This is a genomic window from Burkholderia sp. COPS, from assembly GCF_019425585.1.
GTDB lineage: Bacteria > Pseudomonadota > Gammaproteobacteria > Burkholderiales > Burkholderiaceae > Burkholderia > Burkholderia cepacia.
Map to the genome: position 1 here is coordinate 1 of NZ_WIXR01000050.1, position 24,632 is coordinate 24,632.

Consider the following 24,632-nt stretch of genomic DNA (forward strand, 5'->3'; position numbering starts at 1 on the left):
GCTGAAGTTCTTCGCATGCCCGTCGATCGCCGCCAGCACCCAGAACACGAGCTGCGCGACGAAGAAATTCATCCGGTCGGGCGCGGCGTCGGCCGAATTGGCGAGGATGCCCATGATCGTGTCGATGCCCGGGCCGCCGTCGGATTCGTATTTCGCGCCCGACGGCGTGCCGGTCGCCTGGCACATGTCCTCCTGCGGTAACCGGAGAATCCACGTGCGGTCGCGCGAAGCACGCCGGTCGAAGCGCTCGACGATCAACGCCTTCTGGTCGTCGAACCGGCCGATGTCGCACGTCGCGACCGGCAAGCCGTACGCGGCGACGAGCTTCGCGCACAGCCATTCGTTTTCGACGGACGTCCGCATGTCGGCCTGCATGTTCCCGACACGCCCGAGCGGCAGCTTGAAGATGTGTGTCGTCGGCGTGCTGCCCGACGGCCGCAGCCAGCGGTTTCCCTGGCGCAGCAATGCCGTCTTTTCCTGGGCGCCGGCAATCGACAGGCGCAGGTCGCCTTCCGGCTCCGCATGGCCGGGCAGCGGCGCGGCGGTCGCGTGGCGCAGCACCTCGGCGACGGCCGTATCGTCGAGCGTCACGCCGTCGATCGTCTCGAGATCGATGGGCGTTTCGCCGGGCGGCAGCATCTGGATCGCGCCGACGCAATCGCGGCCGATCGACGCGAGCAGCTCGAACGGCGCCGTCGACCGGAGCCGGTAACGCTGCGCGATGCGGCGGCGGATCGGCTCGCTGTCCGGCAGCAGGTTGTCGAAATAGTCGGCGACGATCGCGCCCTGGTGCGGCTGGTTGCCGGGCGTGAAGGGCAGCGACAGCGACAACGGCCGCCCCTGTGGATCGTCGAGCCAGGCCGGCAGGTAGACGAGGCGCTCGACGCCGCGCCGGACTTCCCAGTAACCCACCGGAATGCCGTTCATCCACAGGTCGAGCCGGTCGTGACGGGCACGCGTGGCCATCGTCACCAGTCCTCCCGCTTCGAAACCCGTGGCTTGCCGGCTGTTGCCGTCGCGGGCCGCTTGCGCGCGGCGCCGGCCGCAGGCCGGGCTGGTTTTTTGGCGGCCGTGGTGCCGCGCGCCGCATCCGGCTTGCGTTTGCTCGCGGCGGGTTGGCGAACCGCCGGCGCGGCATCGGCATCGGGCGCAGGATCGGCCGATGCCGCCGAATCGTCCTGCGTGCCCAGCGCGAGCGTCATGCGCACGCCGAGCGTGTTCAGCACCTTGAAGAGCCGCTCGATGCTGACCGCCGACGGGTTGGCTTCGAGCTGCGCATAGGATTGCTGCGTGACGCCCAGGCGGGCGGCCAATTGCGCCTGCGTGAGCCCCGCGGATTTCCGGAAGCCGACGAGTATCGGACGCAGCTGGGTCAGGGTCTGGACAGGAAAGGCCATCGGGCGCTCCGCGGAATGACAGGCGATCGTTTGTAATGGGAAAATACAATCTACAGCATGTATTGTCAAAATACAAACCAAAGACTGTATTCAACAAAAACAAACGATAGCCTGTCAAGCGGGTGACCCGCCGACCATCCCGCGGCAACGCGTCACGCCGCCCGCAGCGGATTCGCATGCGCGCTTCGCACGCTTTCCGGATCGTCGTCACCGAGCGGAATGAACGCCATGATCTCCAGGTCGTGTCCCGACAGCGCGGGCAACCGGAACGGGCTCGACAGCACGTTCAGCCGCCGCACGCCGAGCTCGCGCAGGATCTGCGAGCCGATTCCCGTCACGCGTCCGTCGCGCCGCGCATGGCCGGCCGGCATCCGCATCGCGTCGCCGCGCATGTCGCAGTCGAGCAGCACCGCGACCCCGCAGCCGGCCGCGTCGATCCGTTGCAGCGCGGCATGCAGCGGCCACGAATGCGCGGACGGCTCCGCATCGAGCAGGTCGAGCAGCGAATGGCATTCGTGCACGCGCGTCAGCACCGGCGTCGACGGATCGGGCTCGCCGCGCACGAGCGCGAGATGCGGCGCGCCGTGCACGGTGTCGCGATACTCGATCGCACGGAATCGTCCCCACGGCGTATGCAGCGGCCGCTCGCCGACGCGTTCGACGAGCGATTCGTGTTCGCGCCGGTAATGGATCAGGTCGGCAATCGTGCCGATCTTCAGCCCGTGATGCGCGGCGAACGCCTTCAGCTCGGGCAGCCGCGCCATCGTGCCGTCGTCGTTCATCACCTCGCAGATCACCGATGCGGGCGTGAGCCCCGCGAGCGCCGCGAGATCGCAGCCGGCCTCGGTGTGTCCCGCGCGCACGAGCACGCCGCCCGGGCGCGCGGCGATCGGGAACACGTGGCCCGGCTGGACGAGATCGTCGGGGCGGGCGCCCGCCCGCACCGCCGCGCGAATCGTATGCGCGCGATCGGCCGCCGAAATGCCGGTCGTCACGCCTTCGGCCGCTTCGATGCTGACGGTGAACGCGGTGCCGAACGGCGTACCGTTGTGATCGGCCATCGGCGGCAGGCGCAACTGCTCGCAGCGCTCGGCGGTCAGCGTCAGGCAGATCAGCCCGCGCCCGAAGCGCGCCATGAAATTGATCGCTTCCGGCGTCACGTGATCGGCCGCGATCACGAGATCGCCTTCGTTCTCGCGATCCTCTTCATCGACGAGCAGGACCATCCGCCCCGCACGCAGCTCGTCGACGATCTCCAGCGTGCCGGCGACGCTCATGGCGCCTCCGTCGCGTCGAACGCGCGGCGCAGCGCGTCGGCGCCGAAGGTCAGCACGCGGTCGGCCGCATCGATCGCGCCGAGCATGCTGGCGAAACCGTGAAGCTGGCCCGGCCAGCGCACGACGGTCACCGGCGTGCCGGCCTGCGCGAGACGCAGCGCATACGCTTCGGCCTCGTCGCGCAGCGGATCGAATTCGGCGCTGACGATCGTCGCCGGCGGCGCGCCCGCGACGTCCGGCGCGGCGAGCGGGCTTGCAAGCGGCGACGCGCGATCGGCGCCGTCGTCGAAATAGTGGCGCTTGAACCAGCGCATCATGTCCGCCGTCAGGAAATAGCCGTTGCCGAGCGTTTCGTACGACGGATGCTCGGTCGCGCAATCGACGACCGGATACAGCAGCAACTGGTGCGCGATCGCGATGCCCGAGTCGCGCAACTGCAGCGCGGCGACCGCCGCAAGATTGCCGCCGGCGCTGTCGCCAGCGACCGCCAGCGCGCCGGCGCGTGCGCCGAGATCGCGCGCGCTGGCGGCGGCCCAGCGCACGGCGTCGCATGCGTCGTGCGCGGCGGCCGGAAAACGCGCCTCGGGCGCGAGCCGGTAGTCGACCGACAGCACGAGCGTGCGCGCACGGGCCGCGAGGCTGCGGCACAGGTTCGCGTGCGAATCGATGCCGCACGCGACGAAGCCGCCGCCGTGGAAGAACACCGTCAGCGGCAAGGGCCCGTCGGCAGCGGGCCGATACAGCCGTGCGGACAACTGACGGCCCGATGCGGGAATCTGCCAGTCCTCTTCCGCGGCGACGGCATCGCCCGGGGCGAATGCGCCGCCGGCGGCGAGACTCGCGCGATACGCGGGAACGGTGAGCTGCGCGAAATCGATCGCGGGTGCCTGGGCGAACGCGGCGAGCAGCGCCTGCGCCTGTGGGTCGAGCGGCATGGGGACTCCTGTCTGAATCGGATGCGGTTTGAATCAGGTAAACCCGTGTCGCGGTTTTCCCTGAGTCCGCGCCGGACGCTTGCCGGCACGGCCTGACGGGCATTCCAGCGTAGCGGGCAGGGCGCCACATCATCCGATCGGACGATGGTTGGTTCGCCCGGATGGCCAATTCTCACCATTCAGTGAATCTCCCGATGACGCCGGAATTTAGACGCGTCTTAATCATGGCGGCGCGGTTGGGTCGCGTCGGAAACATGTCGTATGGAGGATGGAGCGTGCTGATGGAGACGAGATGGGCTCCGCAAGAGAGCCAGGCAACCAGTGACGAAGCCGACATCGGCGTCGCGGATTTCAGCGAGCTGATGGCGCGCATCTACCAGGGCCCGCTGGAAACGCCGCCGTGGGCGGGCGCGCTCGAGCTGGTTCGCCGGTTGCTGCAGGCCAACTACGTGACGCTGATCCTGCGTGCGGCCGCGAGCGACCGCCGCGCGCCGCTGTCCGTGCACGCATCGGAATACGGCCCGGTCGTGCCGGGTGACGGCGAAGCGTCGTACAACAACTATTACTATTCGCTCGATCCGTTCGTCGGCCTGCCGGCCGATCGCGTGGTCACCGTCGACGACGTGTTCGGCGACACGGGCTGGCTTTCGAGCGAACTGTACAAGCAGTTCCTGAAGCCGCAGGACGTGCGCTATATCCTCGGCGCAGACCTGCGCACACCGTCGGGCGTCGAGTGCCGGTTCCGCGTATGCCGCAACCACGCTTCGAAGCAGTTCTCCGCGCGCGACAAGGCGATCTGCGCGTTGCTGCTGCCGCACCTGAAGCGTGCGGTCGAGCTGCATTCGAGGCTCGACACGGCCGAGGTCGAACGCTCGATCTACGCGAACGCGATCAACCGGATGCAGATCGGCACGATCACGCTCGACGAGAACGGCACGATCATCGACATGAACAGCGTCGCCGACGAGATCCTGAAGCAGAACAACGGTCTGACGATTGCGCGCGGCACGATCGAGGCGACCGACGCGCAGGAGAACCGCACGCTCAAGCGGCTAATCCGCCACGCGGTGATGGGGCACCACGGCACGGCTGCGGCGACCGTCGAGGCGATGCCGATCACGCGTAGCTTCGACAAGCCGCGCCTCGGGCTGCTGGTGCGCACGGTGCTGCTGTCCGACTGGTCGGAGGACAACAAGCGGCGGCCGGCCGTCACGCTGTTCCTGCGCGACCCCGACCGCAAGCCGCAGGGTGCGCAGGAAATCATCCGCAAGCTGTTCGACCTGACGCCCGCCGAGACGTCGCTCGCGTTGCTGCTGACCAACGGGCTGACGCTCGAGGAGGCCGCGGAGGAATCGGGGATCAGCAAGAACACCGCCCGCACGCACCTGCGGGCGATCTTCTCGAAGACGGGCGTCACGCGCCAGGCGACGCTCGTGCGGATTCTGCTCGGGAGCGTCGTGCCGCTCGGGTAAGCGACGGCCGACGCCGATTCATCGGAACCGGCCGCATTCGTTTGGCGATACATCGACAACGATCGACGCGTCACACCGTGGCGTCGACATCATGCGAAAGCGGCTCGCACCCGCGCGAGCCGCTCCTTCATTCAGCGCAGCCGCTCGCGGAGACCGGATGCCCGACGCAGGCGCTGCCGGGCACGTTCACGACCCGCGCGTGGAACGACCCGCCCACGACGCCAGCCCCGGCCACTGCGCGCAACCGCGCCGGATGAAACCGGCGCCCGTGCGGATCACGAGCGCGCCGATCGCGAGCGCGGCCAGATCGTCGAGCCGGCCGAAGCCGACCCGTGCCGCGCCCATCGCGAGCGCCGCCAGCAGCGACGCCAGCGCATCGGTCCGGACATGCCAGCCGCTCGCCTCGAGCAGCGCGGAGCCCGTCTCGCGTGCCTTGCGCAGCATCCAGTGCGACAGCGCGGCCTTGCCGGCGAGCGTGACGGCGACGAGCGCGAGCGTCGTCATGCCCGGCTGTACGACGGGCGGCGCAGCGAACCGGTTCGTCGCGTGCCAGATCATCTGCGCGCCGGTCGCCACGAGCAATGCGCCGAGGCCCGCGAGCGCAAGCGGCTCGCAGGTCGGGCGCCGTTCCGGCGGCAGGCGCGCGTCGAGCCGGCATGCAACGAGGATCAGCGCATCGGCTGCGAGATCGATCGCCGCGTGCGCGACGTCCGCGAGCAACCCCGACGAATGCGCGGACCATGCCGCGACCGTCTCGACGACGAGCAGCAGCAGGTTGATCGCAAAGCTGGCGGCGAGGGCACGGGACGTGGCCGCATAAACGTGGGGCGTGGCGCGCGACGTGCGCTGCATGGCGGATTCGTCTGTCGAAAGCGTGGGTCAGACCCGAACGCTACCGGGCGACGGTGGCAGATCGGTGACAACGCCGGATGCGGCGCGGCCGGTCAGCGCTGCACGTGCGCCGACGGCAGCAGCGCGGCGAAGCGATCCGCGAGCGTCGGGCGCGACCGCGCGGGCCGGATCGCGCTGAGTTCGAACAGCGGCAGCGCGCCGCCGTCGCGGATGGAGCTGTAGGCGGTGCCTTCGAACGCGAACGTATGAATCGAATGCGGCAGCAGCGACACGCCGCGCCCGGCGGCGACGCACGAGATCACGGTCAGCGTGCGGTTCACGTTTCGTCACGGCTGTGCCGGGTGGATGCCGACGACGCGGCAAGGCAGGGCACCGGCGCTCAATCCCGCAATGTCGACGGTTTTCCGATGCGGTTGCTGGGGCGTTTCCGCCGGACGGGGAATGGACGCCCGCAAGGCCATCAATAACGGTGTTGCCCCTTCACCAGCAGTCCGTCGGGTCTCCACCGTCCGGCGTCGAGCGTGCCCAGCAGCATCGTGCGCGCGGGTGGCCCCTCCGGGTCGTTGTAATGAACGATGCGCTGCTGGATGCCCGTGATGACGATCACGTGACCGATTTCAGGCTGGTCCGGCCGATCCAGGAAGTGCCCCGCAGCCCAGATCGGGCCGTAGTCCGTCAGTACCGACGCAAGCCACTCGGGTGTAATGACCGTCGGCTGATTGAGCGGCACGAGCCCTTCGGCCGCGCACAAGTCGGGGATCCGCGACGGGGGAAGCCCCTGATCCGCCCGCCATAACTCCGGCATGCCCAGCCGCGGCCCGGGGCGGTGGAAGTACGAAACCATGCATGCCGCCGCATACCAGCACGCGTTCTTCAGTGCCCTGGATCCTGATTTGGTCTTCTTTACGCCGCTCTGATCGACCAACGGCACGTTCAATCTAACGTCCACCATTTCGGATCTCCCGGCAGGAGTGATCCCTAAGCGTATGAAGAATCAGGCGCGACGACAACTTTCTCGACAGGCGATTGCATCGGCTCAGCCGGCATGCGCGGATGCGGAAGGAGGGGCAACCAGACGTCTGCCATTTCACACGCCGCGTCGATACGAATCGAACTCGACATTATAGAAATAATGTCAAATTACAGGATGTGATGAATTGGATTTTTAACGGTTTACGTTATATTATTTACGAAATTTCCACCGAACCCCGCCATGTCCGATCTCGCTGCCGACGAATCCCGCCTGACCGCCGAAATCGAGCGCCTCAAGGCCGACTTCCCGAAAACCCGCGAGCTGTATCGCGAAGCCTGCGCGCTGCTGTTCTTCCGCTTCGGCATCACGCCCACCGCGAACCGCCTGTACCAGCTCGTCCGCAAGGGGAGCATGAGCACGCCGACAGCCGTCCTCGGCGAGTTCTGGGCCGAGTTGCGGGAAAAGAGCCGCGTCCGCATCGAGCATCCCGACCTGCCGGCCGATCTGCAGGCCGCCGCCGGCGAACTGGTCGCGGCGCTCTGGAATCGGTCGAGCGCCGACGCGGCCACCGCGCTCGACGCATTGCGCGCGGAAGTCGAAGCCGAGCGGACGACGGCGAAGGCGGAAGTCGCGACGCTGCAGGCTGAGTTGGCCCGTACCGAAACCGCGCTGGAGCAACGCACGGCCGCGCTGCTGGCCGCGCAGGTGCGCATTCAGGAACTGGAGCAGGCGAGGGCGGCCGACGAAGCATCGCGGCAAGCGCTGCAAGCGGACATCGAGCGCCTGACGGCAGACAACGCGGAAGGCGACCGCGCACTCGCGCAGGCCCGCGCGGATTTCACCACCCAGCTCGACCGGCTGCGCGACGATGCCGGGCGAGCCGAGGAACGCTTGCGTGCGTCGGAGAAGCGGGCGCTCCAGGAGATCGATCGAGAGCGGCTCGCCGCCGCGCGACTGCAAAAGGAGCTCGATGCGATGACATCGCGCGCGGAGCAGCGCGATGCGCAGCAGCGGAAAGATGTTGCCGCGCTGCAGGCACAACTGGGCGACGCGCTGCATCGATGCGGCGTACTTCAGGGGCAGCTCGACGCTGCGCAGGCGACCGATGCGGCGCGCGCCAAGGAACTCGATGCACTGCGGCGCGAGATGACGGTGCTCGTGCGCCGCGCGCCGCTGCGCGGTGCCAAGGCGGCACCGGCTGCGCAACGGGATGAGCGAAGGGCGCGCACGAGGAAGCGTGCTGACGAAGTGCCGCGCTGACGGCGCGGCCGCAATCGTGCATCAGCCGATGGCGGCGCACGCCCTAATCCCGCAACAAGCAGGCAAGAGCCGAATCCCACCAGCGCGATCGCTCGCCCGCCCACCGCAACAGCTCAACTCGACACATACCGCGACGGCAGCGCCAGCGCATCTGCCGGAATCGTGACGAGCGACGTGTTCAACCAGCCCTGCGGCGTACCGTTCGACTGCGCATAGGCGCCGACGTACGGCATCATCCGCGTCGTCTGATAGACCTGCGGCGTCCACCCGGCGGGCGCGAGGAAGATCGACGTCGCGCGCTTTTCGCTATACGCGGACGCGCCGTACGTCGAGATGTTCCACAGCGTCTGCTGATACGTCGCATAGTCGGCGTTGTGCCGCGAACCGCCGGCCTGCCAGCCTTCCAGCTGGATGAACGTGTTGTACGTGCCGGCGCCCGCGAGCAGGTTGTTCACCGTGCGCCCATAAAGGAACGACAGGATCAGCCCGCAGTTCGCCGGCGCGAAATCGCTGCCGACGCTCAGGTAATAACGACCCGTCGTGTTCAGGACCGACGCGTAGTGCGAGTTGCCGATATCCGTCGACGTCGTCAGCCCGCTCGCACCCATGAAGCTGTCGAACGCCTGCATCGTGACGCCTGCCGGCAGGTCGCTCGTCGCGCTGATCGCGACGATGTGCGAACCGGCCGCGAGCAGCGTCAGGAACGCAGAGAGCGTACCGGCGATCCAGTTGCCCTGCGCATCGACGAACGGAAACGCGCGATAGCCCGTCAGCGCGAACACCGCCGGATCGGTTCCGGCCTGCCACGCGATCTGCGGCACCCACATCGTCAGCGGGCCGGCATTCGATGCGCCGGATACATACTGCTTCAACGCATCGATCAGCTGCGCATCGGCAGCGGGCAGCACGCCATACGCCGAGCCGTTCTGCCAGCGCTGCACCCATTGCGCGACGAAGCCCGCGAGCTGGCCGCCGGTAAAGTCGGCGGGCGGCACGTAGCCGAGCGAGCCCGTGCTTTGGTACGCAGACTGGATCGCCGCGGCGGTGCGCACGTTGCTGCCGAACATGCTGTTCGCGAAATCCTGGCAGTTGTTGCCCGGCGGCGTAGCCAGTTGCGCGAGCGGGGCAACCCACGCACCGTTCGCGGTGGCGACGCCGCGATACAGCGTGAGATTCGCGACCGAGTCGTGACCGGGAAACGTCGCGGCGTCGGCGCCCGACACGTAACCTGCCGACGGCGTGACGCTGACGGTGGTCGGCTGCGACCCGAACGGATGCGTGTACGAGATCGCAAACGACGCGTCGCCGCCGGCAAGGCCGAACGATCCCGTGCAATCGCCCCAGCTGTTCGACGCGCCGACAGCCGTCGATTGCCCGGTCGCAATCGTCGATTGCGACGCCTGCGGCAGCGAGCCGCTCTGGCTCGCCGCATTGCCGTATGCGAGCGTCGTCGACGGAATCGCATTGACCACGTTGATCGTAATCGAGCGGTCGGCGATGCCGTAGCTGCGCGTGGAGGTATTCGCGGCGCCGGCGGCGAACGACGACGCGGCACTCGGGCTGCCGTCACCGCCGCAGCCCGCCAGGGTGCCGACGAGCGGCGACAGGGTCAGCGCGGCGCCGCGCTGGATGAAGCGCCGGCGGTTCGGCGCGGACGGGCGTTCGGGTTTCGAAGCGGTCATGGGCGTTCCTGGTCACTGGTTTGGGGAGGCTACATCGACGATCCGGCGCATTGCACACGTGTGCAATGCCGGTGGAAAGTGCCCAGCCCGCCGGCGCATGCGCCGCGCGTATTTATGAGGGAGATCGATGAAACGCCTGCGACGAAACCGAGTCGTGCGTGTGACGCCGCGCGCGCGGCAACGCGGAGCAGGAACGAGGAAGGCCGCCGCAACGTTTGGGTGCCCGCCGGGGATCGGGTAAAGTGCCGCTCAACATGCCGGGCCGATGCCGCTAGACGACCGGTCTAATCGTTGCTAACATACGCCACCATGAATGCATCTTCGGGCGCCGAAGTCCGCCAGCACATCCTGAATATCGCCAAGCCGATCATGCTCCACAAGGGGTTTTCGGCGGTTGGCCTGAACGAGATTCTCGCTGCGGCGGGCATCCCGAAGGGCTCGTTCTACCATTACTTCGGCTCGAAAGAGGCATTCGGCGAAGCGCTGCTCGAAGCGTATTTCGACAGTTATCACGCGCATCTCGACAACCTGCTCAAGCATCAGGCCGGCACCGGCGCCGAGCGCCTGATGACGTACTGGCGCAACTGGCTGCACACGCAATGCGCGGACGATCCGCAAGGCAAGTGCCTCGCGGTGAAGCTCGGCGCGGAAGTGTCGGATCTGTCGGAAGCGATGCGCGCGGTGCTGCGGCAGGGCACGAGCCAGATCATCGAGCGGCTCGCGGGCGGCATCGAGGCCGGGCTGGCCGACGGCTCGCTGAGCGGGATCGCCGATCCGTCGCACACGGCCGCGATCCTCTACGAGATGTGGCTGGGCGCGACGCTGCTGGAAAAGATTCACCGCGACCACAAGCCGCTCGAAAGGGCGATGGTCGAAACGCGGCGCATGCTGAACCTGCCGCCGGCCGAGCATGGCGGAGCACAGTCGTAACCCGGGCGCGCATCGGCGCGCCTTGTTTTTGCCCTGAATCTAGACGACTGGTCTACTCAAACACGCATGACGAACGTGCCACGCCGCGTTACGCTGTTCCCGATTGTTTCAAGCGCCCGCACGCAGCCGCGACGGCCCGATCGCCGACGTTGCCGCATGCGGGCATCTCCGCTGGTCCACCCCTGATCCGATCGTGCCCACGAAGCACGTCCATTTCTGTTGACGGAGACTCACATGCCGCAAAGCAAGACCGCAAACCGCCAGATCGTCCTGAATTCGCGCCCGGTCGGCGCGCCGACACCGGGCAACTTCCGCGCCGAATCCGGTGCCGTGCCGACGCCCGGTGCCGGCCAGGTGCTGCTGCGCACGGTCTGGTTGTCGCTCGACCCGTACATGCGCGGCCGGATGAGCGATGCACCGTCCTATGCGCCGCCGGCCCAACTCGGCCAGCCGATGGTCGGCGGCACCGTCAGCCAGGTCGTCTCGTCGAACCTGCCCGCGTTCCGCGAAGGTGACCTCGTGGTCGCGGGCGCCGGGTGGCAGGACTATGCGCTGTCCGACGGCCGCGACCTGATTCCGCTCGGCCGCGACGTCGCGCATCCGTCGTATGCACTCGGCGTGCTCGGCATGCCGGGCTTTACGGCCTATACGGGGCTGCTGAAAATCGGCGAGCCGAAGGCCGGCGAAACCGTCGTCGTCGCGGCGGCGAGCGGTGCGGTCGGCGCGGTGGTCGGCCAGATCGCCAAGCTGAAGGGCTGCCGCGTGATCGGTGTCGCGGGCGGCGCCGACAAGTGCGCATACGTGACCGATACGCTCGGTTTCGACGCGTGCGTCGATCACCGCGACCCGGCATTCGCCGCAAAGCTGAAGGACGCATGCCCGAACGGCATCGACGTCTATTTCGAGAACGTCGGCGGGGCCGTGTTCGACGCGGTGTGGCCGCTGCTCAACGATCACGCGCGCGTGCCGGTGTGCGGGATCATCGCGCACTACAACGACGCGGCATACGACGACACCGCGGTGTCGACCGGCCGTGATCGCGTGCCGGCACTGATGGGCACGATCCTGCGCAAGCGCATCCGGGTGCAGGGTTTCATCATCCTCGACCACTATGCGACCGGTTATGCACCGTTCCTGAAGGAGATGAGCGAATGGGTCGCGCAGGGCAAGGTGAAGACGCTCGAGGACGTCGTCCCCGACCTGACCGACGCGCCGGAAGCGCTGATCGGCTTGCTGGCCGGCAAGAACTTCGGCAAGGTCGTCGTGCGCGTGGGCCCGGACGAACTGGCCTGATACCGCGGCACGGCAAACCATGACGGTTGCACGCTGGCGTCGCGCGACGCCGGCTTGTGGCATGCTCGATTTCGATTCAAAAGGAGTGACAAGATGGCGCTTCACGTGATTGCTTCCCTGTACCTGAAACCCGAACATGCGGAGGCCGCCGAAGCCGAACTGCGCAGCATGGTCGCGAAGACGCGCACCGAGCCCGGCAACCGGCGCTACGACCTGTTCCGCGAACAGGACGGTTCGCCCAACCTGCACCTGTACGAGATCTACGACGACCAGGCTGCGTTCGACGCACACCTCGCGAGCCCGTATTTCGGCGAATTCCGCGTGAAATCGGCCGACTGGTTCGCGGCGCCGCCGGTCATCAAGGTGCTGTCCGGCATCGACGTGGCCGAGTAACAACGCAGCACCCACGCCGCGGCCCGCCCCGACCCGGGCCGCGCGGCAGCCGTCTCGCCCCGCAACGGCGAAGACAGCGACGAAATCGAAAACCCCGCGCGGCGCGCGATGCGCGTCGTTTCCCCAATACACCGGCCCGGAGGCTGAATGGTCACCCTCAACATCAACGGCGAAACCCGCACGGTCGACGCCCCCGACGACATGCCCTTGCTCTGGGTGCTGCGCGACGTCGTCGGCCTCACCGGCACGAAATTCGGCTGCGGGATCGCGCAATGCGGCGCGTGCACCGTGCATCTCGACGGCGTCGCCGCGCGCTCGTGCGTGCTGCCGGTCGCGGCCGTCGCGGGCCGCAAGATCACGACGATCGAAGCCGTCGGCGCGACGCCGGCCGGCCACAAGGTCCAGCAGGCGTGGCTCGAGCTCGACGTCGTCCAGTGCGGCTATTGCCAGTCGGGGCAGGTGATGGCCGCCACCGCGCTGATCGCATCGAACCCGAACCCGAGCGACGCCGACATCGACGCGGCAATGGCCGGCAACATCTGCCGCTGCGGCACGTACAACCGGATTCGCGCGGCCGTGAAGCAAGCCGCGAAGGAGGCGTGACATGTCCCGAGGACTGATCGAAGCAGGCAAGGTCGCTGGACAAGCCGCCGGCGCGGGCGTATCGCGCCGTTCGTTCCTCAGGCTCGGCATGTCGCTGGGCGCGGCGGCGGGCGGTGGCCTGCTGCTCGGCTTCAGCCTGCCGGCGGCAGGCGACGACGCGCGCCGTTCGGTGATCGGTGGCGACGGCGATGAAACCGCGCGCGCAGGCGTGTTCGCACCGAACGCGTTCGTGCAGATCGACCGCGCCGGCAAGGTCACGCTGGTGATGCCGAAAGTCGAGATGGGGCAGGGCGTCTACACGGCGCTGCCGATGCTGATCGCCGAGGAACTCGAAGTGCCGCTGTCGAGCGTGACGCTCGACCATGCGCCGCCGAACGAGAAGCTCTTTCTCGATCCGCTGCTCGGCGGCCAGCTCACCGGCGGCTCGACGTCGATACGCTACGCATGGGAGCCGCTGCGCCGCGCGGGCGCGACCGCGCGCACGCTGCTGGTCGTGGCCGCCGCGAAGCAATGGAACGTCGATCCGGCATCCTGCCGTGCGGTGAACGGCGAAGTGCAGCATCCGCCGAGCGGCCGGCGCGTGTCGTACGGCCAGCTCGCCGACGCCGCCGCGAAGCTGCCGGTGCCGAAGGACGTCGCGCTGAAGAAGCCGGCGGATTTCAAGCTGATCGGCACGCCCGCGAAGCGGCTCGATTCGCCGGAGAAGGTCGACGGCACCGCGCAGTTCGGGCTCGACGTGCGGCTGCCCGGCATGCTGTACGCGGTGATCGTGAACAGCCCGGTGTTCGGCGGCACGGTCGCGAGCATCGACGATACGGCCGTGAAGAAGATCCCGGGCGTACGCCAGGTCGTGCGCGCGGACAACGCGGTCGCGGTCGTCGGCGATCACACCTGGGCCGCGAAGCGCGGCGCATCGGCGCTGGTCGTGAAGTGGAACGAAGGCGCCGGCGCGAAGGTATCGACGAAGGACATCGTCGCCGATCTCGCGCAGGCCGCGGCGAACGGCAAGGGTGCCGTCGCCCGCAAGGACGGCGACGTCGGCAAGGGTTTCGCGGATGCGAAGACGCGCATCGACGCCGTGTACGAGCAGCCGTTGCTCGCGCACGCGACGATGGAGCCCGTGAACTGCACGGTGCACGTGCGCGCCGACGGCTGCGAGATCTGGGTCGGCACCCAGGTGCCGACGCGGGCGGTCGACACCGTGCAGCAGCTCACGAGCTTTCCGCCGGAGAAGATCGTCGTGCACAACCACCTGCTCGGCGGCGGCTTCGGCCGGCGCCTCGAGACGGACATGATCGGCCAGGCGGTCAAGATCGCGAAGCAGGTCAACGCGCCGGTGAAGGTGATCTGGACGCGCGAGGAAGACATCCAGCACGACATGTACCGCCCGTACTACTACGACCGGATCTCGGCCGGCCTCGACGCGAACGGCAAGCCGATCGCGTGGCAGCACCGGATCGTCGGCTCGTCGATCCTCGCGCGCTTCGCGCCGCCCGCGTTCCAGCACGGCGTCGATCCCGACGCGGTCGAGGTGGCCACCGACCTGCCGTACGACCTGCCGAACCAGCTGATCGACTACGTGCGGCAGGAGCCGCGCCACGTACCGACCGCGTTCTGGCGCGGCGTCGGGCCGACGCGCAGCACGTTCGTCGTCGAGAGCTTCATCGACGAACTGGCCGCGCAGACCAAGACCGACCCCGTGCAATACCGCCGCGCGCTGCTCGGCAAGACGCCGCGCGCGCTCAACGTGCTCGACGTCGCGACGAAGGCGGCCGGCTGGGGCCCGTCGCTGCCGACGGGGCAAGGGCGCGGCGTCTCCGTGATGCACGCGTTCGGCAGCTTCTTCTCGATCGTCATCGACGTCGCGGTGGATAACGGCGAGGTGCAGGTCAAGCGCGTCGTGTGCGCGGTCGATTGCGGCATGTCCGTCAACCCGAACACGATCGAGGCACAAGTGCAGGGCGGCATCATCTTCGGGATCACGGGCGCGCTGTACGGCGAGATCACGATCGAGGACGGCCGTGTCGTGCAGAGCAATTTCACCGATTACCGGATGCTGCGGATCAACGAGACACCGCCGATCGAGGTGCATCTGGTGAAAAGCGGCGAAGCGCCGGGCGGGATCGGCGAACCGGGCACGGCCGCGACGGCCGCGGCATTGTCGAACGCGATCTTCGCGGCGACCGGCAAGCGGCTGCGCAAGCTGCCGGTCGGCGACCAGCTGAAGACGGCTTGAGGGGAGGCGACGATCATGCGAAACCTCACCCTGAATACGTTCCGTGCATCGCTGCTCGCGCTGTCCGCCATGCTGGCCGGCCCGGCCGCGCAGGCCGCGCAGACGGCACCGGCCGACAGCGCGCTCGTCGCGCGCGGCGCATACCTCGCGAAAGCGGGCGACTGTGTCGCGTGCCACACCGCGCCGCGCGGCACGCCGTTCGCCGGCGGCCTCAAGATGGTCACGCCGATGGGCGCGATCTACACGACCAACATCACGCCCGATCCGGAAACGGGTATCGGCGGCTATACGGAAGCCGAGTTCGCCGGCGCGCTGCGCAAGGGCGTCGCGAAGGACGGCCACAACCTGTATCCGGCGATGCCGTATCCGTCGTACGCGAAACTGAAGGACGAGGACGTCAAGGCGCTGTACGCGTACTTCATGCACGGCGTCGAACCGGTGAAGCAGGCGAACCGGCCGTCCGACATCCCGTGGCCGCTCAACATGCGCTGGCCGCTCGCGTTGTGGAACATGGTGTTCCTCGACACGACGCCTTACGCCGACAAGCCGGCCAAGGACGCGATGTGGAACCGCGGCGCGTACCTCGTGCAGGGGCTCGGGCACTGCGGGTCGTGCCACACGCCGCGCGGCGTCGGCTTCCAGGAGAAGGCGCTCGACGAAGGCGGCGCGGCGTTCCTGTCGGGTGCGCCGATCGACAACTGGTTCGCATCGAACCTGACCGGCGAGCCCAACACGGGGCTCGGCCGCTGGAACGAGGCCGAGGTCGCGCAGTTCCTGAAGACCGGCGCGAACCGCCATGCGACCGCGTTCGGTTCGATGGTGAGCGTGATCAACCACAGCACGCAGGCGCTCACGGACGACGATCTGGCGGCAATCTCCCGTTACCTGAAATCGCTGCCGGCGGCAGGCGGCACGGGGGCGCCGCCGTACCGCTACGATCCGAAGGCGACGCAGGTCGCGCTGGGCCGGCCGGCAGCCGATCCGGGCGCGAAGGTGTATAACGCTTACTGCCTGCATTGCCACGGCGCGGACGGGCGCGGCTACGCGCCGCTGCTCGCGCCGCTCGCCGGCAATCCGAACGTGCTCGAAGGCGATGCCGCGTCGCTGATCAACGTGACGTTGAACGGCAGCGAGACGCTCGTGATCGATGGCGTGCCGTCCGCTTATCCGATGCCGGCGTTCTCGAACCAGTTGAACGACCAGCAGATCGCCGACGTGCTGACCTTCATGCGCGCCGGCTGGAACAACGGCGCGCCGGCCGTGCAGGCGGCGGACGTCGCGAAACTCCGCAAGGCGACGGCGGCCGCGCGCTGAGCGCGACTCCATGCGGAACGATGGCGGGCCGGCGTGCCTGCCGTCGACGCCGCCGGGTGCGTGCCAGCCCCGGCGGCCTGGCTTTTTCTGTCAACCGGCGCGCGGCCGTTCGCGGCAGCGCGCGTTTATCGACGCAATGTAGGGGTGTCTGGATGGCTAACGTGACTTATACGGATACGCAACTGCTGATCGACGGCGAGTGGGTCGACGCCGCGAGCGGCAAGACGATCGACGTCGTGAACCCGGCGACCGGCAAGCCGATCGGCAAGGTGGCCCACGCGGGCATCGCCGATCTCGACCGTGCGCTCGCCGCCGCGCAACGCGGCTTCGACGCGTGGCGCAAGGTGCCCGCGCACGAGCGCGCGGCGACGATGCGCAAGGCGGCCGCGCTGGTGCGCGAGCGTGCCGACGCGATCGCGCAGCTGATGACGCAGGAACAGGGCAAGCCGCTCACCGAGGCGCGCGTCGAAGTGCTGTCGGCGGCGGACATCATCGAATGGTTCGCGGACGAAGGCCGCCGCGTGTACGGCCGGATCGTGCCGCCGCGCAACCTCGGCGCGCAGCAGACCGTCGTGAAGGAGCCGGTCGGCCCGGTCGCCGCGTTCACGCCGTGGAATTTTCCGGTCAACCAGGTCGTGCGCAAGCTGAGCGCCGCGCTGGCAACCGGCTGCTCGTTCCTCGTGAAAGCGCCGGAAGAAACCCCGGCGTCGCCGGCCGCGCTGCTGCGCGCGTTCGTCGACGCGGGCGTGCCGTCCGGCGTGATCGGCCTCGTGTACGGCGATCCGGCGGAAATCTCGTCGTACCTGATCCCGCACCCGGTGATCCGCAAGGTCACGTTCACGGGTTCGACGCCGGTCGGCAAGCAGCTCGCGTCGATGGCCGGCCTGCACATGAAGCGCGCGACGATGGAGCTCGGCGGTCATGCGCCGGTGATCGTCGCCGAGGACGCCGACGTCGCGCTCGCGGTGAAGGCCGCCGGCGGCGCGAAGTTCCGCAACGCGGGGCAGGTCTGCATTTCGCCGACGCGCTTTCTCGTGCACAACAGCATCCGCGACGAATTCACGCGCGCGCTGGTCAAGCATGCCGAAGGGCTGAAGGTCGGCAACGGCCTCGAGGAAGGCACGACGCTCGGTGCGCTCGCGAACCCGCGTCGGCTCACCGCGATGGCATCCGTCGTCGACAACGCGCGCAAGGTCGGCGCGCGCATCGAAACCGGCGGCGAGCGGATCGGCTCGGAAGGCAACTTCTTCGCGCCGACCGTGATCGCGGACGTGCCGCTCGAAGCGGACGTGTTCAACAACGAGCCGTTCGGCCCGGTCGCGGCGATCCGCGGTTTCGACAAGCTCGAAGACGCGATCGCGGAAGCGAACCGTCTGCCGTTCGGTCTCGCCGGCTACGCGTTCACGCGTTCGTTCGCGAACGTGCACCTGCTCACGCAGCGCCTCGAAGTCGGGATGCTGTGGATCAACCAGCCCGCGACGCCGTGGCCGGAAATGCCGTTCGGCGGCGTGAAGGACTCGGGCTACGGATCGGAAGGCGGGCCGGAAGCGCTCGAACCGTACCTCGTCACGAAGTCGGTGACGGTGATGGCCGTCTGACGACCGTCTGACGGTCGACCGATCGCGTGCGCGGCGCCGTTGGCGCGGCGCGCGCGATCGGCGCGGGCCGGGCGGCACTCGCGTTGCGCGACGCGCAACGGCACGCCCGGTCTCCCGCCTGCTTTCCCGCCGGCCGTGCATTCGCATGGCAACCTGACGGGAATTTCAATACGCGTACCGCTGCGGACGGATTGTTTCGATTCCGTCATCGACAGCACCACACGCCAGACCACGCGACGCGCGTCGGTGAACGAGCGCCGACACCCTGTGCCGGCCCGAGCGGAGCACGATCCGCCCGACACCGTTCAGGTCACGCCGTACGCGACCCGGCAAGTCAGGACTGCACCTCGTACCCGGAAGCCGTACTTTTTGGTATAGGTTATTCAGAACAAACCATAACGACCGGTGCGTCAGCGTCGGGCCAATCTGAGAGGACACGGATGCATCCGCGGGCGGCAGCGCCGTACTACGTTGTGCTGGCGGGGACCTTGATAGCGTGCGCGCTGATGGGCCTCTGCGTGTTGCAGTTGTTTCAGAGCCGTCACGATGCGCTCGATCGCGCGCGCGAGACGTCGCGGAATCTGGCGCTCGTCGCCGAGCGCGACATCGAACGCAACATCGAGCTGTACGGCCTGTCGCTCGAGGCGGTGATCCAGGGCCTCCAGCGGCCGGACGTCATGGCCGCATCGCCGGCCTTGCGGCGCGGCATCCTGTTCGATCACGCAATGACGGCGAATTTTCTCGGCTCGATGCTCGTGCTGGATTCCGCCGGCAACATCATCCTGGATTCGGCGAACGACGTGCCGCGCCAGGGCAATTTCGGCGACCGCAAGTACTTTACGGTTCACCGCGACAATCCGGACGTCGGGCTTTACATCAGCGATCCCTATGCGTCCCGCCTGCGTGGCGGCTCGCTCAGCGTCGCGCTGACGCGCCGCGTGTCGAACCCGGACGGCTCGTTCGCCGGCATCGTGATGATCGCGGTCAATCTCGAGTATGTCCACACGCTGTTCGCCGGCCTCGCGCTCGGCTCGCACGGCGCGATTTCGCTGGTGGGCACGAACGGCATCATGTTCATGCGCCAGCCGTACGACGTGCGCACCATCGGTCGCGACATCAGCAAGGCGGCAACGTTCCGCAACTTCATGACGGCGCCGGAAGGCTCGTTCGTCGAGACCTCGACGATCGACAACGTGCGCCGCCTGTACTACTTCAAGACGCTGCCGCACCTGCCGCTGATCATCATGGTCGCCGAGGCGGAGCAGGACATATACGCCGCGTGGCGGCACCGGGCCATCACGATCGGCGCGCTGGTCGCCACCTTCGGCGTGGCGTTTATCGTGCTGTCCTTCATGCTGGGCTCGCAGCTGCGGCGCAGGATGCGCGCCGAATCCGAGCTGGTCATGCTCGCGCGCACCGACGGCCTCACCGGGCTCAACAATCGCCGCTCGTTCGGGGAGGTGCTGGAGCTCGAATGGCGCCGCGCGCGCCGTGCCCGATCGGTGCTTTCGCTGCTGTTCGTCGACGTCGACCGCTTCAAGGCCTACAACGACACGTATGGCCACCAGGCCGGCGACGACGCGCTGGCGGCGGTCGCACGATGCATCGGCGACAACATCCGGCGCCCGGCGGACACCGCGGCCCGCTATGGCGGCGAGGAATTCGTCGTGATCCTGCCGGATACGCCGGCGACGGGCGCGACCGAAATCGCCGAACGGATTCGCGCAGCCATCGACGGACTGGCGATCGAACATGCGGAAAGCGAATTCGGGCGCGTCACCGCGAGCATCGGCGTGGCAAGCTGGGCGCCCGGGCAGGAAGGGGAGGTCGAGTCGGTGATCAAGGCAGCCGACGAGGCGTTGTACCACGCGAAGGAAACGGGGCGAAACAAGGTCGCGTCGTGTAGTGCGGCCACCTGACGCCTCCGCCGGCACCCGTCGTCCGCGACCGATGGATGGCGCGCGCGCGGTTCGACGCTCAATGCCGGCCGCTGCCGCGATAGCTTTCCACTTCCGCGTCGTAAGCCGCCAGAAACGCCTTGCCGAACACCGACGCGAAATCGTCCTCGATCGCGAACACCGTGTCGCGATGGGTCGCCGCGTAGCGATCCCACATCCTCGCCTTGTACAGCACGGGCACGTGCTTCTCGTACCAGCGCGTCGCGTCGTCGCGCTCGCGCAGGCGTTGCGGTGAAAAGCGCGTCAGCAGGTCCATCAACGCCGCGCGCATGCCCGCGACCATGCCGATCTGGTGCGCATGCAGATCCTGGAACGCGTCGCTGACCGCGCTCTGCGGCGACATGAAGCCCGGCAGCGGCAGCCCGAACATCTGCCGCAGCACGGCGCCGCCGTCGGGCAGCAGCTTCAGCGGATTGTTCTCGCGATCGAGCAGCATCGTCATGTGCGCCTTCACCTCGCGCTTCAGGATGCTGCGCGACGACAGCAGCTCGACCGTGCCGTTCGCGAACAGCGCCAGCAACTGGCCCGCGATGAACAGTTGCTCGGCCGACCACTGATGCGATTCGGCGGCGGTGTCGAGCCCCGCGCCTTCGAAGAACGCGCTCAACAGTTCGTCGGGGGTCGGCGCGCGCGCAGCATGCGGCGCCGCATGCTGTGCCGGATCGTCGGCCGGCCGCGTATCGGTGCGCGCGGCGGCCGGTTGCACGCGCACGTGCTGCGTCCACTCGGGCGCGTGATCCGCCTGCGTCGCGGATGACGCATCGCGATCCGCGTCGCCGCGATCGGCGTGCGCCGCCATGCCCGCTGCGCCGAGGTCGCCCGACGACTGCGCGAACAGGTCGAGCGGATCGGTCGACAGCTGGTGCAGGTCGCGCTGCGACGGCGCGGGCGGTGCGGCCCGTTGCGCCGCGCCCGCATGTGCGGGGCCGCCCGGCCGCGTAGCGGCGTCCGCCGCCTTGCCGCGCGGTGCGAGACGATCCTGGAGGAGCCCCCACAGCCGGTTGCCGGCGCCTTTCGTATCGATACGCGATGATGACGGTTGCGCGGGTGGCGCTGCCGCCCGGGCCTGCGCTTGCATATCGACGTGCGTGCCGGTATCGGTCGCCATGTCGATGACCGGTGCGTGGCCTCCATCGCCACCGTCGTCACGTTCGGCGCGCAGCACGTACGGCCCGATGCGGATGATGTCGCCGGTGTTGAGCGCGCGCTCCTGCGCATAACCGACCGGCTCGCGGTTCACCTCGATCGTCGAGACGCTGCTCAGGTTCTTCAGCAGGCAGGCGTCGTCGCCCACCTGCAGCAGCGCCTGCAGCCGCGAAATCTGCCGCGTGTCGTCGCGCAACACGAGATGGTTGTCGCTGGCCCGGCCGATGGTGCCGCCCGGCGGATGAAACACGACGGCGTCGTAGGAGTCGTTTTCGACCGGCTCGCCGGCATGTTCGATCACGATCAGTTGCATGTCATACGTCGCTCGGTGAAGTGCTCGCGCGCAGGCCGGTTCGTTCAGGACGACGACGCATGCCTGCGGCGCGCGAATTCGAACGCGGGCCCCCAGATCGGATGTCCCTTCTCGGCAGGGGACAAGTCGAAGCGCGGGTTGAGGTCGAGAATTTTCGAGAACTCGGCGCGGCACGGCGTGATGCGGTTCGTCACGCAATAGCTGAACGCGAGGAGCTTGTGCGCGGCTACCTGCGTGTCGGTGTCGGCGCCGTCGATTTCCTTCGCGTGGCTCAGCAGCGCGATCGTGCGCCCGTAGTCGCCGCTGTCGTACGCGGCGCGCGCGCTGTCGACCGTCGCGCGTGCAGCCGACTGGGTCGGGGACGTACTGCACCCGCCGGCCCCCAGCAACAATGCGCCGAGGAAAAGAACGTGCGATGAACGACCTTTCATTATTGAAATCAGGAATTGGCGTAATTGGAAGGTGCCACACAAGCGCTGTTGGATTCTAGTGCCAATCATCGATACGGAATCGCCTGTTACGTTTTGTTTCATTTGGCCATTCCATTTCCACGTGAATGCAGAATCGACTACGAATTTCAGTGCTTGTGAATCCGGAAAAACGGCCTATAGTTCGCTGTGTTTTTCGGATTCGTCAGTTGTTTGGTCAGCGCACGTCAATGCACGAAAAAACGGGCCGTCCGTTCGTGCGAAACGAATAGCCTGGCACACCGTCAGCGCCGCGAGCGTTCGTTGCACGGTGGCCGGCCGGCTTGCGCCCCGAGCCCATCCGACAGGGTGTCCACTTCACAGAACCGGGCCGCGACGGCGAACCGGTCGGATTGATTTTTGCCAATAACTTATCAACCCCAATTCAATTGACCACCATCTCGCCGAATCGACTTCCAAAATCCATGAATGATATGACCCGGCTTTTTACAAGAACAATTTGCCGATACGGATTGCGATGGATGGATATACGGATTACACAATTACCGATCAATTAATTGTCCCTTTTTCAATCGGATCATCCGGTTTCGTGGTCGAAAACCGGCGAACGGCTATTGGGTGGCGAGGGTGGAATATGCAATGGCGGTCGAGCAGTTTCATCGTATGGGGATGCGTGATGCTGTTGCCGGGGTGCGGCGCGACGGAGCACGCCGCGGCGGTGCCGTATGCGATCACGGTCGACGTTGCGCCCGACGTCAACCCTGACCCGAACCGCAAGCCTGCGCCGATCGTGCTGAAGGTGTTCCAGCTCCGCGCGGCATCGTCGTTCGACAGCGCGGATTTCTTTTCGCTGCAGGACAAGCCGGAGAACGTGCTCGGCGCGGACCTGCTCGGCACCGATCGCGTGATCCTGCGGCCGGGCGAGTCGCGCACGCTGCACTATCGCGGCAACGTCGAGGCCGGCGCGATCGGCGTGGTTGCCGAATACCGGATGCTCGAAAAGAACCGCTGGCGGCTGACGGTGCCGCTGCCGCGCGCGAAGCAGCTCAATCTCTACAAGTTCTGGCAGACGTCGCCGGGCGAGCTGAAGCTGTCGATCGCGGTGCGCAACGGCGGCCTCGCACTGAACGATGCGAAGGGGCGCCCATGACCGAACCGACGATGTCCGCGACACCGGTCGCGGCGCTCCGCCAGCGGGTGGTGTGGACCGAGGGGATGTTCCTGCGGCCGCAGCATTTCCAGCAGCTCGAACGGCACTGGGAACGCTACGTCGCGCTGCGCTGCCTCCCGCTGCAAGGCTTCTTCTGGGGTTTCGACACGCTGGAGCTCGACCGCGAGCAACTGGCGCTTGGCAAGGTCGCGCTGCGCACCGCGTCGGGCGTGATGCGCGACGGCACGCCGTTCGACCTGTCCCATCCGGACGATCTTCCCGAACCGCTCGACGTGCCGGCCGATGCGAAGGACCAGCTCGTCGTGCTCGCGTTGCCGCTGTGGCGCGGCGGCGGCGAAGAGGTGTCGTTCGGTGCAGGCGGAGGCCATGCCGCGAACAGCGCGAACGGTACGAGCGGCACGAACGGCGGCGCCGATGTCGCGCGCTACGTCGTGCGCGAATACGAAGTGGCCGACGCGAACGCGGTCGCGCTCGGTCCCGCACTGCTGCAGACGGGGCGCCTGAACGTGCGGCTGATGCTCGAAGCCGAGCTGACCGGCGACTGGCACGCACTCGGCGTCGCACGGATCGTCGAGCGGCGCACCGATGCGCGGCTGCTCGTCGACGACGGCTACATCCCGCCGCGCCTCGTCGCGCAGCACGACGCCGTGCTGCTGGCCTACGCACGCGAGCTGCACGGGCTGCTCACGCAACGCAGCGAAGCGCTCGCGGAACGGCTGTCTGAGCCCGGGCGCGGCGGCGTGTCGGAAGTCGCGGACTTCCTGCTGCTGCAGCTCGTGAACCGCTATCTCGCGCTGACCTGGCATGCGCAGCAGCACGTGTCGACGCATCCGGAGGCGCTGTTCTGCGACTGGCTGAAGCTCGCGTGCGACCTGAGCACGTTCACGGCGGCCGGCCGGCGCCCGCAGTCGCTCGCCGTCTATGTGCACGACGACCTGCGCACGAGCTTCGCGGAGCTGATGACCGAACTGCGGCGGTCGCTGTCGACGGTGCTCGAGCAAAACGCGATCCAGATCGAGCTGCGCGATGCGGGCAACGGCATCCGCGTCGCGACGCTGGCCGACCCGGTGCTGCGCGACACGGCCGGCTTCGTGCTCGCGGTGCGCGCGGACATACCGGCCGACAGCCTGCGCGCGCGTTTTCCCGCGCAGGCCAAGCTCGGGCCGGTCGAGCGGATCCGCGATCTCGTGCAGCTGCAACTGCCGGGCATCACGATGCGCCAGTTGCCGGTCGCGCCGCGGCAGATCCCGTATCACGCGGGCCATACGTACTTCGAGATCGACAAGGGCAGCGACCTGTGGAAGCAGCTGGCGCGCTCCGGCGGTCTCGCCTTTCATTTCGCCGGCGAATTCCCTGGACTCTCGATGGAGTTCTGGGCGATACGCGGGTGAGGGCGGCGCG

Annotated in this window: 21 protein-coding genes and 1 pseudogene; 12 read left to right on the plus strand and 10 right to left on the minus strand. The window is 67.8% G+C overall.

All coding sequences use genetic code 11. The annotated features are described in order from the left end of the window. From FOZ70_RS31845 to FOZ70_RS31860, 4 genes are all read right to left on the minus strand, one after another. A partial coding sequence (locus FOZ70_RS31845) for a HipA domain-containing protein (protein ID WP_219707532.1) occupies positions 1–966 on the minus strand: 966 nt, incomplete at its 3' end. A gap of 2 nt (positions 967–968) precedes the next feature. Continuing rightward, positions 969–1,397 (minus strand): helix-turn-helix transcriptional regulator, encoded by a 429-nt coding sequence (locus FOZ70_RS31850; protein ID WP_219707542.1) that lies wholly within the window; start codon positions 1,395–1,397, stop codon positions 969–971. Positions 1,398–1,549: 152 nt separating this feature from the next. Beyond that, positions 1,550–2,674, minus strand: a complete 1,125-nt coding sequence (gene ribBA / locus FOZ70_RS31855; RefSeq protein WP_048024702.1) for a bifunctional 3,4-dihydroxy-2-butanone-4-phosphate synthase/GTP cyclohydrolase II — start codon at positions 2,672–2,674, stop codon at positions 1,550–1,552. Beyond that, positions 2,671–3,609 (minus strand): alpha/beta hydrolase, encoded by a 939-nt coding sequence (locus FOZ70_RS31860; RefSeq protein ID WP_059677899.1) that lies wholly within the window; start codon positions 3,607–3,609, stop codon positions 2,671–2,673. The genes ribBA and FOZ70_RS31860 overlap by 4 nt, the downstream gene beginning before the upstream one ends. A 281-nt stretch (positions 3,610–3,890) precedes the next feature. Between FOZ70_RS31860 and FOZ70_RS31865 the strand changes: the two genes are divergently transcribed. Then, a complete protein-coding gene (locus FOZ70_RS31865; RefSeq protein ID WP_021162732.1) occupies positions 3,891–5,081 on the plus strand; it encodes a LuxR family transcriptional regulator in 1,191 nt (396 codons plus the stop codon). A gap of 186 nt (positions 5,082–5,267) precedes the next feature. Here FOZ70_RS31865 and FOZ70_RS31870 read toward each other — a convergent pair whose 3' ends face one another. From FOZ70_RS31870 to FOZ70_RS31880, 3 genes and pseudogenes are all read right to left on the minus strand, one after another. Beyond that, entirely contained in the window at positions 5,268–5,933 is a 666-nt protein-coding gene (locus tag FOZ70_RS31870; protein ID WP_219707533.1) for a cation diffusion facilitator family transporter, read from the minus strand. 92 nt (positions 5,934–6,025) lie between these two features. Continuing rightward, positions 6,026–6,292 (minus strand): annotated as a pseudogene (locus FOZ70_RS31875) (LysR family transcriptional regulator); the annotation flags it as partial. A gap of 101 nt (positions 6,293–6,393) precedes the next feature. Continuing rightward, entirely contained in the window at positions 6,394–6,885 is a 492-nt protein-coding gene (locus tag FOZ70_RS31880; RefSeq protein WP_059814131.1) for a papain-like cysteine protease family protein, read from the minus strand. 261 nt (positions 6,886–7,146) lie between these two features. Here FOZ70_RS31880 and FOZ70_RS31885 point away from each other — a divergent pair, with 261 nt between their 5' ends. Beyond that, complete coding sequence (locus FOZ70_RS31885) at positions 7,147–8,166, plus strand: DNA-binding protein (protein ID WP_175891875.1); 1,020 nt, start codon at positions 7,147–7,149, stop codon at positions 8,164–8,166. A gap of 113 nt (positions 8,167–8,279) precedes the next feature. On the opposite strand, the gene FOZ70_RS31890 is transcribed toward FOZ70_RS31885, so the two are convergent. After that, positions 8,280–9,848, minus strand: a complete 1,569-nt coding sequence (locus tag FOZ70_RS31890; RefSeq protein WP_219707534.1) for a hypothetical protein — start codon at positions 9,846–9,848, stop codon at positions 8,280–8,282. 309 nt (positions 9,849–10,157) lie between these two features. On the opposite strand from FOZ70_RS31890, the gene FOZ70_RS31895 reads away from it, so the two are divergent. From FOZ70_RS31895 to FOZ70_RS31930, 8 genes are all read left to right on the plus strand, one after another. After that, a complete protein-coding gene (locus FOZ70_RS31895) occupies positions 10,158–10,778 on the plus strand; it encodes a TetR/AcrR family transcriptional regulator (protein WP_059853746.1) in 621 nt (206 codons plus the stop codon). A gap of 234 nt (positions 10,779–11,012) precedes the next feature. Next, complete coding sequence (locus FOZ70_RS31900; protein ID WP_219707535.1) at positions 11,013–12,071, plus strand: NADP-dependent oxidoreductase; 1,059 nt, start codon at positions 11,013–11,015, stop codon at positions 12,069–12,071. A 93-nt stretch (positions 12,072–12,164) separates the two neighbouring features. Beyond that, a complete protein-coding gene (locus tag FOZ70_RS31905) occupies positions 12,165–12,464 on the plus strand; it encodes a putative quinol monooxygenase (protein ID WP_021162723.1) in 300 nt (99 codons plus the stop codon). A 147-nt stretch (positions 12,465–12,611) separates the two neighbouring features. Beyond that, complete coding sequence (locus FOZ70_RS31910) at positions 12,612–13,067, plus strand: (2Fe-2S)-binding protein (protein ID WP_219707536.1); 456 nt, start codon at positions 12,612–12,614, stop codon at positions 13,065–13,067. Position 13,068: 1 nt separating this feature from the next. Further along, positions 13,069–15,303 carry a xanthine dehydrogenase family protein molybdopterin-binding subunit gene (locus FOZ70_RS31915; protein ID WP_219707537.1) on the plus strand — a complete coding sequence of 745 codons (2,235 nt, stop codon included), beginning with the start codon at positions 13,069–13,071 and terminating at the stop codon, positions 15,301–15,303. 15 nt (positions 15,304–15,318) lie between these two features. Then, positions 15,319–16,617, plus strand: coding sequence for a cytochrome c (locus FOZ70_RS31920; protein WP_021162720.1), 1,299 nt, complete (start codon positions 15,319–15,321; stop codon positions 16,615–16,617). Positions 16,618–16,769: 152 nt separating this feature from the next. Beyond that, positions 16,770–18,215 (plus strand): NAD-dependent succinate-semialdehyde dehydrogenase, encoded by a 1,446-nt coding sequence (locus FOZ70_RS31925; RefSeq protein WP_059492232.1) that lies wholly within the window; start codon positions 16,770–16,772, stop codon positions 18,213–18,215. Positions 18,216–18,655: 440 nt separating this feature from the next. After that, the gene (locus tag FOZ70_RS31930) at positions 18,656–20,134 is read left to right on the plus strand and encodes a sensor domain-containing diguanylate cyclase (protein WP_219707538.1); all 1,479 of its coding nucleotides are present in this window, start codon (positions 18,656–18,658) and stop codon (positions 20,132–20,134) included. 58 nt (positions 20,135–20,192) lie between these two features. Here FOZ70_RS31930 and tagH read toward each other — a convergent pair whose 3' ends face one another. Next, a complete protein-coding gene (tagH, locus tag FOZ70_RS31935) occupies positions 20,193–21,632 on the minus strand; it encodes a type VI secretion system-associated FHA domain protein TagH (RefSeq protein ID WP_219707539.1) in 1,440 nt (479 codons plus the stop codon). Between the two features lie 44 nt (positions 21,633–21,676). Beyond that, the gene (locus FOZ70_RS31940) at positions 21,677–22,063 is read right to left on the minus strand and encodes a TssQ family T6SS-associated lipoprotein (RefSeq protein ID WP_021162715.1); all 387 of its coding nucleotides are present in this window, start codon (positions 22,061–22,063) and stop codon (positions 21,677–21,679) included. Positions 22,064–22,694: 631 nt separating this feature from the next. Between FOZ70_RS31940 and tssJ the strand changes: the two genes are divergently transcribed. Together tssJ and tssK are read left to right on the plus strand one after the other, a co-directional pair. Continuing rightward, the gene (gene tssJ / locus FOZ70_RS31945; RefSeq protein ID WP_042977289.1) at positions 22,695–23,210 is read left to right on the plus strand and encodes a type VI secretion system lipoprotein TssJ; all 516 of its coding nucleotides are present in this window, start codon (positions 22,695–22,697) and stop codon (positions 23,208–23,210) included. Further along, positions 23,207–24,622, plus strand: a complete 1,416-nt coding sequence (tssK, locus tag FOZ70_RS31950) for a type VI secretion system baseplate subunit TssK (RefSeq protein WP_111997279.1) — start codon at positions 23,207–23,209, stop codon at positions 24,620–24,622. Before tssJ ends, tssK begins: the two co-directional genes overlap by 4 nt. Positions 24,623–24,632: the final 10 nt, after the last annotated feature.

Coding starts and splice junctions, on each gene's coding strand:
- FOZ70_RS31925 (WP_059492232.1), top strand. CDS start 16,770: ATGGCTAACGTGACTTATACGGATACGCAACTGCTGATCGACGGCGAG.
- FOZ70_RS31885 (WP_175891875.1), top strand. CDS start 7,147: ATGTCCGATCTCGCTGCCGACGAATCCCGCCTGACCGCCGAAATCGAG.
- FOZ70_RS31890 (WP_219707534.1), bottom strand. CDS start 9,848: ATGACCGCTTCGAAACCCGAACGCCCGTCCGCGCCGAACCGCCGGCGC.
- tssK (WP_111997279.1), top strand. CDS start 23,207: ATGACCGAACCGACGATGTCCGCGACACCGGTCGCGGCGCTCCGCCAG.
- FOZ70_RS31880 (WP_059814131.1), bottom strand. CDS start 6,885: ATGGTGGACGTTAGATTGAACGTGCCGTTGGTCGATCAGAGCGGCGTA.
- FOZ70_RS31940 (WP_021162715.1), bottom strand. CDS start 22,063: ATGAAAGGTCGTTCATCGCACGTTCTTTTCCTCGGCGCATTGTTGCTG.
- FOZ70_RS31860 (WP_059677899.1), bottom strand. CDS start 3,609: ATGCCGCTCGACCCACAGGCGCAGGCGCTGCTCGCCGCGTTCGCCCAG.
- FOZ70_RS31920 (WP_021162720.1), top strand. CDS start 15,319: ATGCGAAACCTCACCCTGAATACGTTCCGTGCATCGCTGCTCGCGCTG.
- FOZ70_RS31850 (WP_219707542.1), bottom strand. CDS start 1,397: ATGGCCTTTCCTGTCCAGACCCTGACCCAGCTGCGTCCGATACTCGTC.
- tagH (WP_219707539.1), bottom strand. CDS start 21,632: ATGCAACTGATCGTGATCGAACATGCCGGCGAGCCGGTCGAAAACGAC.
- FOZ70_RS31900 (WP_219707535.1), top strand. CDS start 11,013: ATGCCGCAAAGCAAGACCGCAAACCGCCAGATCGTCCTGAATTCGCGC.
- FOZ70_RS31915 (WP_219707537.1), top strand. CDS start 13,069: ATGTCCCGAGGACTGATCGAAGCAGGCAAGGTCGCTGGACAAGCCGCC.
- FOZ70_RS31865 (WP_021162732.1), top strand. CDS start 3,891: ATGGAGACGAGATGGGCTCCGCAAGAGAGCCAGGCAACCAGTGACGAA.
- ribBA (WP_048024702.1), bottom strand. CDS start 2,674: ATGAGCGTCGCCGGCACGCTGGAGATCGTCGACGAGCTGCGTGCGGGG.
- FOZ70_RS31895 (WP_059853746.1), top strand. CDS start 10,158: ATGAATGCATCTTCGGGCGCCGAAGTCCGCCAGCACATCCTGAATATC.
- FOZ70_RS31905 (WP_021162723.1), top strand. CDS start 12,165: ATGGCGCTTCACGTGATTGCTTCCCTGTACCTGAAACCCGAACATGCG.
- tssJ (WP_042977289.1), top strand. CDS start 22,695: ATGCAATGGCGGTCGAGCAGTTTCATCGTATGGGGATGCGTGATGCTG.
- FOZ70_RS31930 (WP_219707538.1), top strand. CDS start 18,656: ATGCATCCGCGGGCGGCAGCGCCGTACTACGTTGTGCTGGCGGGGACC.
- FOZ70_RS31870 (WP_219707533.1), bottom strand. CDS start 5,933: ATGCAGCGCACGTCGCGCGCCACGCCCCACGTTTATGCGGCCACGTCC.
- FOZ70_RS31910 (WP_219707536.1), top strand. CDS start 12,612: ATGGTCACCCTCAACATCAACGGCGAAACCCGCACGGTCGACGCCCCC.